The sequence below is a fragment of the Pseudenhygromyxa sp. WMMC2535 genome, from assembly GCF_011083025.2.
Window position 1 is genome coordinate 310,778 of sequence record NZ_JABJWV010000001.1, and the last position, 17,171, is coordinate 327,948.

Sequence of the window (17,171 nt, forward strand, 5' to 3'; positions counted from 1 at the left end):
CTGCTCAGCTGGCGCGTACGCGCGCGCTGCCCTGGGCGACGGTCATCAGGTTCTCGGGTGGGCCATCGGGGACGACGGTCGGGAGCACCGGCAGGGCCTCGACGGTGTAGGTCGTGCCCGCGGCGCTCTGGCCCACGGTCGGCACGCCCATGACCCGGACGCGCTGGTTGCCGGAGATCCACAGCCCGAAGCGGCCGACCGCTCCGACAGGCGGGGTGAACAGCACCATGTCAGTGACCAGCCCGATCTTCTGGTTGGAGGCGCGCGCGCGACCGTTGATCGAGAGCGTGCTCAGGGCGCGGACGCCCTCGCCGTCTTGAATGCCCGTGGGTGCGTTTGAGATGGGTCCTGCCATGGTCTTCGCTCCTTGTCGCTCGCGCTCAGCTGACCGACATCGCGCCGTCGTGGACGTCGAACTTGGTGACGTCGAGGGTGGTCTTCATCAGCCCGACGCGGTGAATGATCTGAGCGACGGCCTCGACGCTCATCTTGGTCCCGTCGATCTCGAGGCGCGTGCCCTCGCGGTTCTCGATCGTCAAGATCCCCTGGTTGTCGTCGATGGTGATCGTGAACTTCTCGGTCTTGATGACCTTGAGGCCGGGGTTGGTCTCCGGGGCCTCGTCGGAGGCCCAGTAGCAGCCCGACCAGATCGGGAGGCAGGTGTCGCCGCCCTCGAACTCGACCCACACGCGGGCGCCGATCGGGGGGATCATGTAGGTACCGACGCCCGGCCCGGCATAGGGGACGCAGGGCACGGCCCAGACCTCTTCGTCCTGGAGCGGCGCGGGCACGGTGACGAGCAGGCGGCCGCGGTCCTCGGGGTCTTGGTTGTCCATGACCTTGCCCCGATACTTGCCGAACCACCGGCCCTCGATGGCCGTCAGCGCCGTGTCTTCGAATTCACATTGATCCCTCATCACTCACCTCCGCATCCGCGCGAGTTGGTGCGCAGCTTGATGCTCATCCAGTGATCCGCGGCGTTGATCACGTGGGTGACGTCGCTGACCTGGTAGACCCCGTTGACGCTGTCCCCACCGCCGCCGAGGCTGACGAGCTCGTGGGGCTCGACGAGCTTGCCGAGCTTGAAGACCGTGGTCAGGGCCTCGCACTTGACGTACCAAGACCCCTGGTTGGCCGCGCCCTGAGCCAGGCTCTCGTTGACGTCCTTGTCGCCAGCCACGCCCACGCAGATGCTGCGGACCTGCGAGGGATCCCTGCTCGCCTCGCTCCTGTTCGGGTTCTTGGGCATGGAGTCGGTCTCGGCCTCCGAGGGCTGCATGCCGACCTCCTGCACGGTCACCCCGCCCTCGTTCAGCGGCGAGACCCGGCTCGCCCGATCCCCGGTCTTCTTGACCGCGTTCGCGCCGTCGATGTCGATGGCCTGGGCGGAGGCCTGCTCCGTGGCTTCGTTGTCGACGTTCATCGTGAAGTTGATGACCGTCTCGCAGCGATCCTCCACGGGTAAAATCAACAGCTCCGTGAGCCCGCTCCCGTCGCGGCTGTCGAGCAGCTGGGCCTTTTTCTGCGCCGCCGACTGCGTGGTCTCGGACTCGTCCTCCGGCCGGCGCGGCGAGGCGGTCACGTGGGCGGTGGACTGGACCTCGTAGTGCTGCTCTTCGAAGATCTCGCTGAGCCCGGTGCGGTCGCGGCCGATCTCGTAGCTCAGCCAAAACGAAAAGTCGCTCTTCCTGGCCAGCTCCTGGATGCAGTCGAGCACGGTGCCACGAAAGTTGAAGGTCTTGGTCTCGGGCTTGTACTCGACGGTGCTCTCGCCGATGTCCATCGAGTCGACGCCGACGGTCTCCAGCAGCTTCTTCAAGATCTCGCTGCTCTTGCCCGTGTGCTTGTGGCTCCTGCACTCGCGGTTGGCGAGGGTCCGCAGGTCCTGGCCGCGAACCTCGAAGGAGGAGCCCGCCGCGCCGGTGTCGATGTCGAAGCCGTTTTGCTCGACCTGACCGCGCACGAGGCAAAACAGCCCCGTCTCGCCGCGCTCCGAGTCGTGCGAGGGCACGACGATGGCGATCCCGGTGCTGTCCTTGAACTTGCGCTCACAGGCGACCAGCGCCTCGTTGTTCGGGAAGTCCTCCTGGAAGCGGATCGCAAAGGTCGTCTGGCGCTCGAGGTGCTGCTCGACGCGGATCTCCGTGATCGCGCAGGCGAGCGGGTGCTCGAGCGGATAGAAGGTGTTCGAGTCGCCGACTCGAACCAGGACTTGGGCGCCGAAGCTCATGGCAGGGTGACTCGCGGATCAAAAGCGGGTGGGGATCTCGAGGGTCTCGACCTCGGCGAGCTGATCGGGGAGCAGCGCGTCGTTGAGCTCGCACAGCCGCCAAAAGCCGTGCGGGTCCTTGAGGTAGTAGTTGGCGAGGTGGTCGAGGCGCTGGCCCTGGCGCAGGACGTGCTCCCCGAGCACGGTCTGGTCCGGGCGCTTGGCCCGGCCGACGCGCTCGACGGTGCGACCGTCCTCGTCTTGGACCTCGACGATTTCGGCGTGCAGCATGTAGCGGCTGTTCTTGGCGTAGAGGGACATGGATGACCTCGCTTTGGATGGCTTGGAGAGAGGGAAAAATTCGAGCTCAGAAGAAGGGCAGCAGGCCCACCGCCCGCGAGGCGCTCTTGGCCATGGCCGCGATCGCCAGCGAGTCCTCGATCAGCCGGGTGTAGCTGTAGGCCGAGGCCGCGAGCTTCTCGGTCTCGTTCATCCGGCAGGGGAAGACGTCCGGCGCCAGGACCTCGAGGCCGAGGGAGACCGTGGCCTGGAGCGGGTGCAGCGTGGCGTTGTGCAGGACCTCGTCGACGCTGAAGCTGGTCACGCGCACCGGCAAGATCCGGCTGGGGCCGTAGGCGAGCAGGACCACGGGGACCGTCGGCCGCTCGAGCACGCCGGAGGAGCCTTCGGACAGGGTCTTGGCGCTGCGCAGCAGGTCGTTGAACAGGCCCTGGCTGGGGTAGGTGAGCTTGCGCAGCGCGGCCAGGCGGTCCGCGACGCCGTAGACCAGCGCCGTCGGGTCGACGTTCTTGAGGTCTTCGGCCGCGTCGAGCTCGAGGCTGAGGTTGATGGTCTGCCTGGGGTCGTAGGGCTGGACCGTGGGCGCCTGGGCGCCGCGCTGAGTCTGGTCGACCTCCTGGGGCTTCCACGGCTCCACGCTCCACGAGAATTTCTCGGGGTTGTACTGGAAGGGGATCACGTTGGGCATCGCAAAGCCGACGATGTCCTCGACGAGCTGCACGAGCGCGCCCTTGATGAGCAGAGGTCCGGGGCGTGGGTTGGGGATCATGGGGTCCTGCCTTGGGAGATGGGCGCGCGCTCGCGGCGGAGCCGGCCCTTCGCGCGGTCGTTGATGTTGCGGCCCTCTTTGCCGAGCTCGCGGTCGATGCCGCGGATCAGCTGGTCGATGCCGACGCCGCTCCGCCGCCGACGCGCGACGAAGATCGCCGCGAGCACGGCGTTTTTGATCTGCGCGCCCGAGAGCTCGACGGACTCCGAGAGCCGGGCGATGGTCGGCTCGAGCGCGCGCAGCTCGTCGGCGCTGATCAGCTCGCGCAGGACCTGACGCCAGATCCGCCGGCGCGCGACGGCGTCCGGGCGCTGAAAGTCGAGCACGTAGCGGATCCGCCGGATGAAGGCCGGGTCGATGTTGTTGCGCTTGTTGCTGGCGAGCAGGGCGATGCCCCGGTAGTCCTCGAGCAGCTGCAGCAGATAGTTGGTGTCGGCGTTGGCGTGACGGTCGTGGGAGTCCTTGACCTCGGTGCGCCTCGAGAACAGGGCGTCGGCCTCGTCGAAGAGCAAGACCGCGTTCATCCGCCCGGCCCGCGTGAAGATCTTGTCGAGGTTCTTGGCGGTCTCGCCGATGTACTTGCTGACCACCGCGGCCAGGTCGACGCGGAAGAGGTCGAGCTCGAGGTCCGCCGAGATCACCTGGGCGGCCATGGTCTTGCCCGTGCCCGGCGGGCCGGTGAGCAGCGCGACCAGCCCGGTCCCGCGCGGGAAGAGCCGGCGGGCCGCGCTCGTCTCCCAAAACTCCGCGCGCTCCTTGGCCTCGAAGGCGAAGTCCTCGAGCGCGGCGCGGAGCTTGGTCTCGACCACGAGGTCGTCCCAGCCAAAGGGGCAGTCGAGCAGGCGCCCGAGTTCGCCGAGGCGGCCGCGGGTCTGCTCGCGGGCCAGCGTCTGGGCCTCCTCGACGTCCGCGGGCAGGCGGCGGCCGACGTCGGCGATGTCGCCCACGTTGAGGCGGTGGCGGAGCACGAGGTGCTCGCGCTCGGCCTGCGGCCAGGTCAGCGCGCCAGGCACGAGCGCGGCCCACAGCGCGCGGCGCTCGTCGATGCCCAGGCTCGGCAAGTTCAGCTGGAGGTCGACGACCCCGGCCTGCGAGGCGAGCGAGCGCGGGTCCTCGCAGACCACGAATTGCAGGGGCAGCGAGCCGACCACCCACGGCCAGCGCCGGTCAACGCGCTCGCCATGCCAGACCGGGGCCAGGCCGACGAGGCGCGCGAGCCGGGTCGCGAGCAGGTGGATCTCCGGCCAGTCGCGGTCGTCGACGTCGTCGCAGTCGACCGTGAGCGCGCCGAGCTCGAGGCGCTCGGCGATCGCCGCGGCGAAGCTGCGCCGCCCGCTGCCCTGCTCGCCGACCACGACCACGCGCAGCGGCTGGCGGGCGTCCACCGCCCTGCGGATGTGATCGAGGACCTCGTCCATGGGCCAGCTCGACACTGGCGAGCGCGGAGTCAGCAGCCGCGCGCAGCTCGTGAGCGCGGCGTCGAGGCCGTAGCGACCCTGGAGGAAGGCCATGACCTGGGGATCGATGGTCAGCGCCGGCGGCTGCGCGAGGCCGACCTCGTCGGCGCGCAGCAGCGCCCAGCTCGACAGCCCGCCGCCTGCGTGCCACAGCCGACGCCGGCCCCAGCCAAAGAGCCTGGCGATCAGCGGCTCGGTCGGGTAGCCGTGCTCGCGCCGGCCCTGCAAGCTACCGTAGAGCGCGGTGATCCGCGGCTCGAGCTGCGGCGCGAGGCAGCCGATCAGCAGGTCGAGCTCGCCGCGATCGAGCTCGAAGATCGCGGCCAGCGTGGTCAGCGGCCGCCCGAGCTCGCCGTCGATGAGCGCGTCCTCGAGCTCGACGATGCGCGCGTTGATCTCGGCCAGCGAGGTCTGCTCGGCGTAGAAGCGCGCCTCCAGCCCCGGCTCGTCCTCGGCCCAGCCCTGATCACGCTGGGCGTCGAGCCAGACCAGGCGCCTGCGCGCGCGCAGCTCGACCAGCTCGACCAGGCGGTCGAAGATCGGGTGCTGCTCGGCCGAGGCCGCGTTGTGGATGGCCGTGTTCATACGCTCTCGAACCAAAAGGGCTGGGACTCGGCGCCGTTGATGATCAAGCGCAAGGTGTGCTCACCGGCGCTCAGGGCCTGGCGAAAGCTCAGCGTCGACGCCCCGGCGATCACGAAGCTCCCGCTGTCGATGGTCGTCACCTGCTCGTAGCGCAGGCCATCGACGTAGAGCTGCACCACGAGGTCCGCGTCCTGGAGGTCGAAGCCCGCGGTGCTCAGGCTGAAGACCTGGTCGCCCTCCTGATCCGCGTCCTGGGAGATACCGGCGATCCAGGGGATCAGGGTGAAGGCGACCGCGTTGCTGTCGTGGGTGATCGGCACGAGCTGACCACCGACCACGCGCTCGCCCACGGTGATGCGCACGAAGGCGGTGTAGAGCCCGGGCAACATGGCGACCGAGCTCGCGCCCTCGTCGTAGTAGAGGAAGTCGGCGAGCGCGAGCTCGAGCCGCCCCTCGTCGATGCTCAGCGCCCAGCCCTCGCTTTGGTTCTCGCTCAGCGAGAGGTCGACCGCCAGCGCGCCGCCAGCCGCGTGGTTGATCAGCGCGCTGCTCAGCCAGACCTCGCGGGCCTGACCCATGCTCAGGTTGCTGCCGAGGAGCTCGAGCAGGTGATGGTCGGGGCTGCCGCTGTTGTCGCCCGAGGCCCGCGCCGGCGAGACCTCGACGACGCGGTCGAGGCCCCCGCCCGAGGCCGGCAAGGTGAAGGCCAGCTCGCTGCGGCTGCGCTCGAGGTGCGGCGTGCCCAGCTGGTAGAGGTAGGTGCCCAGGCTGAGCACCGGGGCCGCCCAGGTCTCGGGCTGCTCGGGCTCGAGCATGATCACCCGGACCTCGTAGTAGGCCGAGAGCCGCGCGGTCTGCTGGTCCTCCGTGCCCCAAAAGGCCAGCGTGTCTTCGGGGGTGACCGGGCGCATGATGATCTGCAGCGGGTTGCCCTCGCCGAGCATGTCGTTGGGCAAGATGCTGACCGAGGCGATCTCCGTGTCGTCGTGGACGATCGGGTAGTCGTGCATGGTCTTGAGCGCGTAGCCCATCAGCTTTTGCTGGGTCAGGCAGTCCGTGGCCGCGTTGCCGCTGTCGTGGTGCGCGGTCAGGACGTAGTAGAGGCACAGCCCCATGGGCGTGGTCGCGATGCTGCGCGCGTCTCCCCCCGGCGCCGGCTGGGTCTTGAAGAAGGCCTCTTCGGCGACGTGATAGAGGTAGACGCTGAGGTGGTTGAGGACCGTGCCGACCTTGTCGGGGGCCTCGGGGGTGACCGTCAGCGAGTCCACGCCGCTGTCGATGTTGTTGTCGATGTTCTGCTTGAGCAGCGTCATCAAGGCGGACGTGACCAAAGAGATGTCTAGCAAGGCCATGATGAAGCTCAGCGAAAGCGCAGTCGGAAGAGGCGGCGGTTGGGGAAGTGACGATCGAGCGGGCCGATCTGCGAGACGCTGTCGATCGTCAGCTTCCCGGAGCCCGCGGCGCGGCTCGAGGCGCGCGCGGGTGTCGGCGCGGGCGCGGGCGCGGGCATGGGCGCGGCGGCCTCGCGCGTGGACTCGGCCGGGCTCGCCTGCGGCGTCGCGGCGCGCGAAGGCGCGGCGGCGGCGATGAAGGGCGCGGGCGCGGCCGTGGTCACTCGCGGGACGAGCTCGACGACTGCGGGCACGGGCGCGGCCTGTGGCGCGGCGCCCGGCAACCCCACGGGTCGAGGCTCCCGCGGTCGCAGCTCGGGGTTCGGGCCGCCGGGCGGGACGATCAGCGGACGCGGCGGCCTCCCAGGCGCCGGCACCCCCCAGGGCGCCGGGCGAGCGTCGGCTCGCGCCGGCTCGATCGCGGCGGGCACGGTGGGCGCGGGCGCGGTGCCCCTGGCCGTGCCTGGCCGCGCCTTCGAGGGCAGCGGCGCGCGAGCAGCCGGGGCCTCGGCCTTCGGCTCGACCGCGCGCGTCGGTCCACGCTCGAGCGCAGGCTCGGGGATCACGAAGCTCGGGGGCTCGAGCCCAAAGAGCGGCCCCGGATCCATCGGCTCGCGGGGACCGATGACGCGCTCGGAGGCCGCTGCTGACGCGGCGCTCGCCGACGCCCGTGAGCGCGGCGCCGCTGCGCTGGGCCCAGACGAAGGCCCAGTCGAGGACATCGACGAGGCCACCGCCGTGGCTCCCGCCGCAGGCCTCGGGGCCGCGCTCACGGGCGTCGACTGCCCGGCTTTGCGATGGATCCGGGGCCCCGCAGGGGCGGGCTCGGAGGACTGCTCCGGGGACTGCTCCGGGGATTGGCCCTCGAGGCCAGCCGCGCCAGCGCTCCCCCCTGATAGCCCGAAGCTCGGGTTGTCGTCGAGACCCAGGCGCTGGTCGATTGCCGCGATCGGCGAGCGGCTGCGCAGGCTCGGCGCCAGCCCTTCGCCCGCGCTCGAGGCGTCGCGGCCCACGCCCAGACCGTCGGTGGAAAAGCGTCGCAGCTGACGCTGGAGATGGTTCTCGCTCATCGTGTGCCTCCTCCGCGGGCGGCTCGCTCGGCGACGACCAGCTCGACATAGGCGCGGCGATCCGCCCGCGACAGGCCGAGGATCTCGTCGAGGCTCCAGCCGTAGGTGCACGCGAGGTAGTGGACCTCGCGGATCAGGTAGCGGCGCTCGAACTCCAGCGCGCGCAGCAAGAAAGTCTGGATGTCGAAGCGCACCGCCTGGGCGGCGCCGCACTCGTGGCACTCGACCTCGAACTCGTGCTCGACACAGGGCCCGACCACGGCCATGGCCGCGGCCACACGCTCGAGGGTCGCGTCATCGAGGTCGGCTCCGGTTCGCCCGCCCTCACCCCGCACGCAGCGACGCAAGAGCGCAGACGCGGCCCGGTCCTCGGGCTCGCCGATCAGCGCGCGCTGATCGGCGCTGGTCGGCAGGCGGAAACGAAGGCCGTCTTCGAGGGTGAAGCTGCCGGCCTCGTCGGGTCCAGCGACCACGCCGACGCCGCGCCGGGCGGCCTCGTCGGGCTCGAGGCTCGCGACGAGCTCGCGCAGCGAGAAGTCGATCTCGAGCTTCTCCTCGCAGTGGTGGCAGACGAGCACGCTGCTCACCCGATCGGAGAAGCTCTGGGCGTAGACGGCCGCCAGCAGGCGGTCGCGATCGCCGATCGCCAGCTCCCACGCCGATCCAGGCCCGACCTTGGTCCCGGGCACCTCGACCAGCAGACGGTCGAGGAGCTCGGTCGCGGCCATGGCCCCGGCCCCCGCGCGGATGCCAACGAGCGCGTGCTCGTCGTGACCGCGGAGGGGTCGGAGGCATGCCCAGCGACCTTCGGGGAGGCCAGGATCTAGACGCACTTGCAGCATGGGAGTGGCGATCTACGGGTCTAGTCTACGGATCTACTCTATGGATCTACTGGCAGCGCGGACGGCAGCTCAGGTCTCCATGACCTCGGCGACCTCGAGATCCTTGTAGCCCTCGTACTGCAAGGTCATGCTCTCGATCGCCACCGCGTTGGCGCTGGCGTCGAGCTCGGGCAGGGCCGTGAACTCCGACGGCCAGCAGTTGAAGAGCTGGTAGGCCCGGACCACCTCGCCTTGGAGGTTGAGCAGCTCGACGGTCAGGTTCTGGGCGTAGTTGAGCAGCGAGACGCCGCCGTCACCCTCGGGGCTGTAGACCCGCTGCGCCCAGTCCTGGAACTCGCGGTCGTGGGAGACCCCGCGCTCGAGGCTGACCGCCTCGTACTTGGTCTGACCCGGCGAGTGCCGGACCGTGCTCGGGTCGCCGCCTTCGCGGTGACTGACGACCTCGGTGCTGCGCTTGAGCGCGCCGAACTTGCTGACCCCCGCGACGACCTTGCCGTCCTCGGTGAGGACCCGGAACTTGAAGGTCTTGTAGGGATCGTAGCGATGCGTGTTGACGGTAAATTGCGCCATTTTTCTATCTCCTCTAGTTCACGCTCGGGCCCGCGCTCAGACCTGAACCTCGCCGGCCTTTTGTTGCAGTGTGATGACCACGAACTCGGCGGGCTTGAGCGGCGCGAAGCCGATCACCACGTTGACGATCCCGAGGTTGATGTCGTTTTGGGTGGTCGTCTCGCGGTCGACCTTGACGAAGAAGGCGTCACTGGCCTTCTTGCCCGCGAAGGCGCCCTGGCGGAACAGCGAGTTCATGAACGCCCCCGCCGAGGCCGAGAGCTGGCGCCACAGCGGCGCGTCGTTGGGCTCGAAGACCGCCCACTTGAGCCCGCGGTAGAGGCTCTCCTGGATGAACAGCGCCAGGCGCCGGATCGCCAGGTACTTGTAGTCGTCCTCGCCAGAGTTGTCGAAGCCGGCCATGGTCCGCGCGCCCCAGCTGACGATGCCGTTGGGGAAGGAGCGGATCGCGTTGACGGCCTCCGGGTTGATCACGCCGTTGTCGGCGTCGCTCATCCCGTACTCGACCCCGCGCACGCCGTAGAGGCTGGCCTCGAGGCCCGCGGCCGCCTTCCACACCCCGCGCGTGCCGTCGATGCGCGCCATGATGCCCGCGAGGGTCCCGCTGGGATCGATGGTCTTGGTGGTCGTGCCCTTGGCGATCACGATCCGCGGCCAGTAGATCGCGGTGTGATCGGTGACCACGCCCACGCGCGTGCTCGACACGCCGGTGCTCAGGTCCGAGACCTCGCTGGAGCTGCCCCAGGCCGCCGGCGGATCCATGAGCAGGATCGCCCGCTCCTGCTTGGCGAACACGCTCGCCGGACCCCAGAGCACGGCACGGTCGACGTCGCCCTGATCCCCCGCCTTGGGCAGGATCAGCATGTTGAAGATGTCGATGTCGCGCTCGGCGACGAGGTAGGCCGCGGCGTAGTCGGTGTCCAGGGGATCCCCGCCGTCGCTCCCGGCGAGGGTGCCGTCTTGGTAATTGCCCTGCGTGCTTCCGTAGCCACCCAGCTGGTAGTTGCGGACGTTGCCGGCGTCACCGGAGCTCCAAAAATAGCCCGAGTTGAGCGTCGTGTTGTTCTCGGTCAGCAAGAAGGCGCTGCTGTCCGCGGACGCGTCGCCAAAGCTGGGCGTGAGCACGAGCCGCAGGCTCTCGCGTCGCGCGGTCCAGCGCTCGAGCTGGGCGTTGAGCGCCGCGACCATCTGATCGAGGATCGTGCGGACGTCGAGCAGCGAGCCCGGATTTGCCGCCGGGATGGTGAGGCCGCTGGCAGTGTCCGTTCCCTGAACGTCGGTGACCGTGACCCCGGTGATCAGGCTGCCAGTAGACAAAGAGAGCAGCAGGTCGAGGTTGCTGACCAGCTCGGCGCTCGTGTCGGCGCGCAGCACCCCGCTGAGCCCGTTGACCATCGGCCGCCGAGCCGCCGAGCCGCCGACGTCGATGCCGCCGTAGCTCGCGCCCATCTGCATGGCCACGCAGATGTCGTTGGCGAGGCCCGAGGACGCGAAGCGGATCAGCCCGCCGGTGCCGGTGGAGGTGACCCGCCACAGGTAGCGGGTGCCGACCGCCTCCTGGCTGACGCTGACGCCCTTGCCGTAGGCGGAGATGTAGCTGTTGATCCTGGTCGCGAGCGCCGTCGTGGTAGCGATCGACCCGGTGTCGAGGGTCACCGTCACCATCGGCGAGCCGTCGACGCTGATGTTGAAGGTGCCCTCGCCGCTGGTCAGCGCGCCAGACAGCACGGTGTTGTCATCGGCGACCGTCTCCCACACGCCCCACAGCGAGTAGGCCGCGACCTCGGCGGGCGCGCCTCCATCGAGCGTCGCCCGGACCAGGCTGCTCTCCTGCTCGAGCACGTCGATCGCGTACTTGCCCGAACCCACGCTCATGTCGAGGGCCTTGAAGGTCTCGCTGGCCACGACCGTCGCGGTCCCGCTGGCCATGCTCACCTGCTCGACCGTCAGGTTGAAGGTCGCCTCGGGGTTGGGCGTGTCGTAGTCGACCGTCGCGCGGATCGAGTCACCGACCAAGCCAGGGCTGCGAGCCTCGAGCTCGAGGACGTCACTGCCAGCCTCGTTGGCGAGCATCACCTTGGCCGCCTTCGCGTCGTTGGCGACGCGGATCACCCAGGCCTGCGAGCCGCCGTTTTGGAAGAACTGGCGGATCTGATCGTGGAGCTCACCCTTGTCGTTGCTGGTGCCAAAGGTGCGCTCGAACTCGGCGTAGCCGAGCAGCAAGGTCGCCTCGTTCATCGGGCCCTGCTCGGCCATGCCGATGAAGAGTGGGATCGACGTGGCCACGCCGGTGATCGTCCGGGAGCCGGACGCGATCTCCTGCACATAGACCCCGGGATATGTCGGTTTTACGGGCATTTCGTACCTTCTTCTTCTACGTGAATCATGCGGACGCTCGCCCGCGACTCATACGTACTGACATATCTCGGCTGTGGGTGTAACTGTCCTTTGGTGAGATCGACTCGGGTATGGGCATTTCACAAACGTGCAGGTCTCAGCGACCAACCTCGGCCAGCAAGCGCGGGAGCTCGTGTCGCGAGTCGAGGTCGAGCTTTCGCAGGAGCTTGGCGCCGTGATACTTGGCCGTCCGCGGCGAGACCCCCAGGGCCACGCCGATGTCGTCGTAGCGATGCCCAGCCAGGAGCCAGTAGAGGACCTCGCTCTCCCGCGGCGTCAGCTCGTGCTCCTCTGCGAGGCACGCAGAGAGCTGCTCGAGGCGGGTCTCGCTCGGCGGCTCCCGGCTCGCGGCCTTGGCCGAGAGCCAGCCCTGGCCGTCGAAGACCGCGGCGCTCGACGAGATCCTGTGGCGCCATCTCTGTGTACAGGCGATCCCAAATTCCACGGCCTCGATCAGATCTTCGTGGGCGACTGGCTTGCGCAGGCAGTCGACGGCGCCCAGGTGCAAAGAGCGGGTGACCTCCTCCGAGTGCTCGGACTCGACGAGGACGATCGCGGCGCAGGGGCTTCTAGAGGATCTCAGCGCGGAGATCAGGCCTATCGACCAGCCACAGTTTCGGGCCATGTCGATGATCGCTACCTCTGCGAGGCCGTCACTGCACGACTCGGGCACCTGGTGGCCCGCGGTCCCTCCGTGCAATCTGACAAATTCATCGAGCTCGGCCTCCATTGACTGATCCGCGCACAAAATCAGCGCACAGATCCCACCGAGTCGATTTTTTGTCGCCATTCGCGCTTTTTCCTCAGGTCGAACGAGGAGAACAACTCTAGCGCGATGTTCATCTCACGCCACTCCCTTCGAGGTTGGGGGGATCAAATACCTCGCTCCCCCTCGCTCGCCCTGCGGGCGGGAGACTGGACGCAATCATGCTATCGGCGCCAAGATTCACGCGACACGCCTCCACTCGAGGTCAGGTGAGGTGTGTGAATTCACAGGACACCTTTATGAACATTAACAATATCCCCAACCTCCAGCGCAGTGAGCATGCCTCTCTCGTCGTCCAACTGGCCACGAAGATTGCCGACACTTCGTTCCCCCAAAGTATATTGAAAAGCGCGTAAACCGTACGCCCGTCTCGCGCGTTCCCCTCGCGCGCGCAGCCCTGACACCATGGCGCAGGCAAGCTCTCGCGTCGGGATCCGATCCTAATTTGACCATCAATTGGCCACATTGGCGGTGCTTTCACGGCTCGGCCAGACGCATCCTCTGCGCCAGGGGGCTGCCACGACCGCCCCGCGAACAGACGATGAAGCGCCACACTCCTCTCCTCACCGCCCTCCTGCTCACAGCCTGCACCTCCAGCTCGAGCGCCGACGACGAGCTCGGCACGGGCACGGATGGGGCAGATGGCGACGCAGGCACCCTCGACGCGAGCTCCGACGACGCGAGCTCCGACGACGCCGACGCCAGCAGCTCGGGATCGGGCTCGAGCGCCGACAGCTCTGGCTCCAGCTCCGCGGATACCAGCGACAGCGAGGGCGACGACTCGAGCGACGAGGGCGACGAGGGCGGGGAGCAGACCCCGGACTTCGAGGCGGTCTGCGAGGCGCGCGGGCTCGAGGGCTGCTACTTCGTGTCGAACACCGGCAACTACCCCGCGGGCAGCGAGGGCCACCAGCTGGTCATCGAGGAGGTCTCGAGCCAGCCCTTCTCACCTGGCGACATCATCTTGTTCGCGCGCGGCGACACCTGGCGGCACACCGGCGACGGCGGGCTGATCACCTTGTCGTCCTCGGGCGACGCGCAAGACGACATCCAGTTCGGCGCCTACGGCTCGGGCGAGCTGCCGACCTTCCTGGGCTCGCTCGCGGCCAGCGAGTGGAGCGAGCTCGGCGGGGGCCGCTGGGAGTCGGCCACCGAGATCCCCCTGGATCCTTCGGGCATCGCCTATGGCGCGGAGGTCTTCTTTGGCCGCGAGGACGGCGACGCCTTCTTTGGCCGCCACGAGGACAGCGTCGCCGGCCTCGACAAGGAGGGCGACTGGACGTGGTCCAACGGCCGGATCACGGTCTACGCCCCCGAGAACCCAGGCACCGCCTACCCCTTCGTCGAGGTCCCTCAGGGCCAGCGGCTGATCCTGCTCGACAACCAAGAGCACCTGAGCTTCGACTCGCTGCGCCTGCGCTTCATGGTCAGCGCGGGCTTCTACGACAGCTACGGCAACGCGGCCAGCCTCGTCGGCCTGAGCCTGAGCAACTCCGAGATCGGCTACATCGGCGTCGAGAACAGCGGCTCCGCCTACGGCCTCTCGCTCGAGCGCTCGGGGATCCACATCGCCAACAACCGCATCCACGACTGCGGGCGCCGCTCGATCTCGCTGGTGCTCTACGAGACCCCGGCCTCGACGATCTCCGACGTGGTCATCGAGCACAACCATTTTCACGGCGGCTACCACACCACCGGCGTCGACATCCAGTCGAACACCGCGGCGAGCGGCGGCCACCTGATCGAGGACATCGTCATCCGCAACAACCTCTTCGCCGGCGACCCCAGCTACGACATCCAGGCCGAGGACGGGCACTCGAGCAACCACATCTTCATGAACCAAGACGAGGGCTCGACCCTGCGCGAGGTCTATATCTACGGCAACCTGTTCACCTACGCCCAGGGCAGCTCGATCAAAACTTCGGGCGGCGATGGCGTATACATCCACCACAACACCTTTTACGGTTTCAACCCGAGCTACGATAACTACCAGGCCCAGATCTTCGGCGGCAACGACAACACCGACACCGTCATCGTCAACAATATTTTCTACAACGACGCGACGGACAACCGCTACGCCTGCATCGAGTTTGGACAGGGCCTGGAGGCGGAGTACACCATCGATCGTAACCTCTATTACGCGTCGGACTACGCCCATGCCCGCCTGCTGTGGGTCGACAGTGGTACCAGCTTCTTCTTCGACGACGACTGGGCGGACTACCAGGCGCAGACGGGCTTCGACGCCAACAGCCCGGCGCCAGCGGATCCACTGTTCGGGGCGGCGCCCGACGACCTCCGCCCCGGCGACGGCTCCCCAGCCATCGGCCATGCCGTCGCCGTGGAGTGGATCGACACCGACTACTACGGCGATCCCCTCCACGAGCCCCCGGACCTCGGCGCGATTCAGCACTGACCCGGCGCTCACATGGCTCGGGGCGAGCGCTTTTGAGCCGCCACCGCGCCCATCACGAAGACAAATGAGGTGGCGCTTGGTACCTTCGGGCACCGAGCGCCGCCATGAATGATGTAGAGCACCCCGTCACGCTGCGCTTTGGCTCCGACGTGGACGCCGACGTCCACTGGGAGGTCAGCAACCTCTACCTCTCGGAGCGCCTCGACGCCCCCTACCAGCTGCACCTCGAGCTGCGCAGCGACGACCCCATGGCCGAGGCGATCACCATGCTCGGCCACTCGGTCAGCGTGAGCGTCGAGCGCGGCCCGATCACCCGCGACTTCTTTGGCGTCGTCGAGCGCGTCGAGGACGGGGCCTCGAGCAACGGGCGAACCCTCGCCACGCTCGAGGTCGTGCCCGCGCTCGTCGCCCTGGGCCACCGCCGGACCAGCCGGATCTTTCAAGAGCTCAGCGTCACCGACATCCTCCAGCAGGTGCTCGGCGAGGGCCTCGAGCCCTTCGAGCGCCGCGTCGACATGGGCTACCTGAGCGGGGACTACCCGCCCCAGGAGTACACGGTCCAGTACAAGGAGAGCGACCTCGACTTCGTCCACCGGCTGATGGAGGAGCAGGGCATCAGCTACTGCTTCCGCCACGTCGACGGCGCGGAGGTCTTGACCCTCTTCGACGACAGCTCGGTCTACGAGGACCTGGTCTCCTTCGGCAACTACGACGGCGTGCTGCCCATGACCCTCGCCGAGGGCGGCGCCGGCACCCGCGAGGACGTCCGCAACTTCTACCGCGAGTCCAGGCGCCAGCCGACGGTCGCGCGCACGGCGGTGTTCGACTGGCTCTCGCCGCACAGCACCCAGACCGCCGAGGACGACCACAGCGCCGAGCTCGACATCAACGGCGCCGCGCTCGACCCCGAGCGCGAGGACTACGTCCACGAGGAGCCGAGCACCCTGCTCGGCTACCGCAGCGCGGGCCTCGACTTCGCCGCCGTCAAGGAGCAGACCCGCCTGCGCCGCGTCGTCCACCAGCGCGACGCCCTGCGCTTCTTCGCCCTGACCACGGCGACGGGGCTGAGCCCTGGGGTCAAGTTCGAGCTCCTCGATCACCCGCAAGCCGAGTTCGAGGGCATCTACGTCGTCGTCGCCGTCGACCACATGGCGGGGGATCAGGCCATCGGCTCGCTGCCCGAGGAGGCCTACACCAACCGGATCGAGTGCGTGCCCGTCGACCTCGAGTGGCGCCCCACCCGGCAGACGCCGCGACCGCGGATCCCCTCGGTCCAGACCGCCACGGTCGTCGGCCCCGCCGGCGAGGAGATCCACACCGACGAGCACGGGCGCATCAAGGTCCAGTTCCACTGGTCGCGCGAGACCGAGTACGACGAGAACGCGTCGTGCTTCATCCGCGTGGTCCAGCCCTGGGCGGGCAACGGCTGGGGCTTCGTGTTCCTCCCGCGCATCGGCATGGAGGTCGCCGTGACCTTCATCGACGGCGACCCCGATCGCCCGGTGGTCACGGGCTGCCTCTACAACGGGGCCAACACCCCGCCCTACCCGCTCCCCGACGACAAGACCAAGAGCACGATCAAGTCCGAGAGCTCCCCGGGCGGCGGCGGCTTCAACGAGCTGCGCTTCGAGGACGCCACCGGCGACGAAGAGATCTTCATCCACGCCCAAAAGGACTTCAACGAGGTCGTGCTCAACGACCACAACACCACCGTCGGCAACAACCAGACCAACAACGTCGACGTCGACCAGACCCAGACGGTCCACGGCAACCAGACCGAGACCGTCGACGGCGACCAGGTCATGACGGTGCACAGCAACCGCACGGTCACCGTCGACGCCAACTTCGACGAGACGATCAGCGGAACCGAGACCCGCAACGTGACCGGCGACGTCAGCGAGACCTTCTCGGCCAACGAGACCCGGACGATCTCCGGGGATCAGAGCGAGACCATCACCGGCAGCGTGACCCACACGATCACCGGCAGCCAGACCGACACGATCACCGGCGCGCTGAGCCAGGACATCACCGGCGGCGTCACCGTCAACACCCCGGCGGCCTACTCGGTCACCGCCCAGGGCGGGATCACCTTGACGGCCCCCGCCGGCTACAAGCTCGTCGCCCCCGGCGGGACCACCGTCGTCGACCAGTTCTTCGACAGCTACGGGGCCAAGAAATTCACCGCCTACGCCAACACCATCAGCCTCGTCGGCACCAAGTTCGACGCCGTCAACGTGGCGATCGGTGTCGTCAACACCAAGGTGGACCTCGTCGGCATCAAGGTCGACGTCTGCGCCTTCAAGTTCACAAATAGCCCGGCGGGCGTCGAGGCCATCCCGCAAAAGTACAAGGTCGGCGTGATCGCGGCCTATATGTACGCGCAGTCGCTCTTCATCTAGAAC

At 68.2% G+C, this 17,171-nt stretch carries 14 protein-coding genes; 2 read left to right on the forward strand and 12 right to left on the reverse strand.

The genetic code is table 11. The annotated features are described in order from the left end of the window. Positions 1-4 precede the first annotated feature (4 nt). The 12 genes from G6O69_RS01155 to G6O69_RS01210 all read right to left on the reverse strand — a co-directional run bounded on the left by G6O69_RS01155 (position 5) and on the right by G6O69_RS01210 (position 12,290). Positions 5-355, reverse strand: a complete 351-nt coding sequence (locus G6O69_RS01155) for a hypothetical protein (protein WP_172301679.1) — start codon at positions 353-355, stop codon at positions 5-7. Positions 356-380: 25 nt separating this feature from the next. Further along, entirely contained in the window at positions 381-917 is a 537-nt protein-coding gene (locus G6O69_RS01160; protein ID WP_176396549.1) for a phage baseplate assembly protein V, read from the reverse strand. After that, entirely contained in the window at positions 917-2,230 is a 1,314-nt protein-coding gene (locus G6O69_RS01165; RefSeq protein ID WP_172301680.1) for a hypothetical protein, read from the reverse strand. The genes G6O69_RS01160 and G6O69_RS01165 overlap by 1 nt, the downstream gene beginning before the upstream one ends. Positions 2,231-2,248: 18 nt before the next feature. Next, the gene (locus G6O69_RS01170; RefSeq protein ID WP_217909746.1) at positions 2,249-2,530 is read right to left on the reverse strand and encodes a LysM domain-containing protein; all 282 of its coding nucleotides are present in this window, start codon (positions 2,528-2,530) and stop codon (positions 2,249-2,251) included. Positions 2,531-2,576: 46 nt separating this feature from the next. Next, positions 2,577-3,278, reverse strand: coding sequence for a hypothetical protein (locus G6O69_RS01175; RefSeq protein WP_172301681.1), 702 nt, complete (start codon positions 3,276-3,278; stop codon positions 2,577-2,579). Then, complete coding sequence (locus G6O69_RS01180; protein WP_172301682.1) at positions 3,275-5,320, reverse strand: ATP-binding protein; 2,046 nt, start codon at positions 5,318-5,320, stop codon at positions 3,275-3,277. Before G6O69_RS01180 ends, G6O69_RS01175 begins: the two co-directional genes overlap by 4 nt. Next, positions 5,317-6,672, reverse strand: coding sequence for a DUF4255 domain-containing protein (locus G6O69_RS01185; protein WP_172301683.1), 1,356 nt, complete (start codon positions 6,670-6,672; stop codon positions 5,317-5,319). Before G6O69_RS01185 ends, G6O69_RS01180 begins: the two co-directional genes overlap by 4 nt. Before the next feature lie 8 nt (positions 6,673-6,680). After that, positions 6,681-7,781 (reverse strand): hypothetical protein, encoded by a 1,101-nt coding sequence (locus G6O69_RS01190; protein ID WP_172301684.1) that lies wholly within the window; start codon positions 7,779-7,781, stop codon positions 6,681-6,683. Next, a complete protein-coding gene (locus tag G6O69_RS01195; protein WP_172301685.1) occupies positions 7,778-8,623 on the reverse strand; it encodes a hypothetical protein in 846 nt (281 codons plus the stop codon). The genes G6O69_RS01190 and G6O69_RS01195 overlap by 4 nt, the downstream gene beginning before the upstream one ends. Positions 8,624-8,692: 69 nt before the next feature. Continuing rightward, positions 8,693-9,193: a phage tail protein gene (locus G6O69_RS01200; RefSeq protein WP_172301686.1), complete on the reverse strand. Its 501-nt coding sequence runs from the start codon at positions 9,191-9,193 to the stop codon at positions 8,693-8,695. Between the two features lie 36 nt (positions 9,194-9,229). Next, entirely contained in the window at positions 9,230-11,518 is a 2,289-nt protein-coding gene (locus G6O69_RS01205; protein WP_217909747.1) for a DUF2586 family protein, read from the reverse strand. A 169-nt stretch (positions 11,519-11,687) separates the two neighbouring features. Then, positions 11,688-12,290, reverse strand: a complete 603-nt coding sequence (locus G6O69_RS01210; RefSeq protein WP_217909748.1) for a LuxR C-terminal-related transcriptional regulator — start codon at positions 12,288-12,290, stop codon at positions 11,688-11,690. A gap of 607 nt (positions 12,291-12,897) precedes the next feature. On the opposite strand from G6O69_RS01210, the gene G6O69_RS01215 reads away from it, so the two are divergent. Both G6O69_RS01215 and tssI read left to right on the forward strand, forming a co-directional pair. Further along, the gene (locus G6O69_RS01215) at positions 12,898-14,769 is read left to right on the forward strand and encodes a right-handed parallel beta-helix repeat-containing protein (protein WP_172301688.1); all 1,872 of its coding nucleotides are present in this window, start codon (positions 12,898-12,900) and stop codon (positions 14,767-14,769) included. Between the two features lie 104 nt (positions 14,770-14,873). Further along, positions 14,874-17,168 carry a type VI secretion system tip protein TssI/VgrG gene (gene tssI / locus G6O69_RS01220; RefSeq protein ID WP_172301689.1) on the forward strand — a complete coding sequence of 765 codons (2,295 nt, stop codon included), beginning with the start codon at positions 14,874-14,876 and terminating at the stop codon, positions 17,166-17,168. Positions 17,169-17,171: the final 3 nt, after the last annotated feature.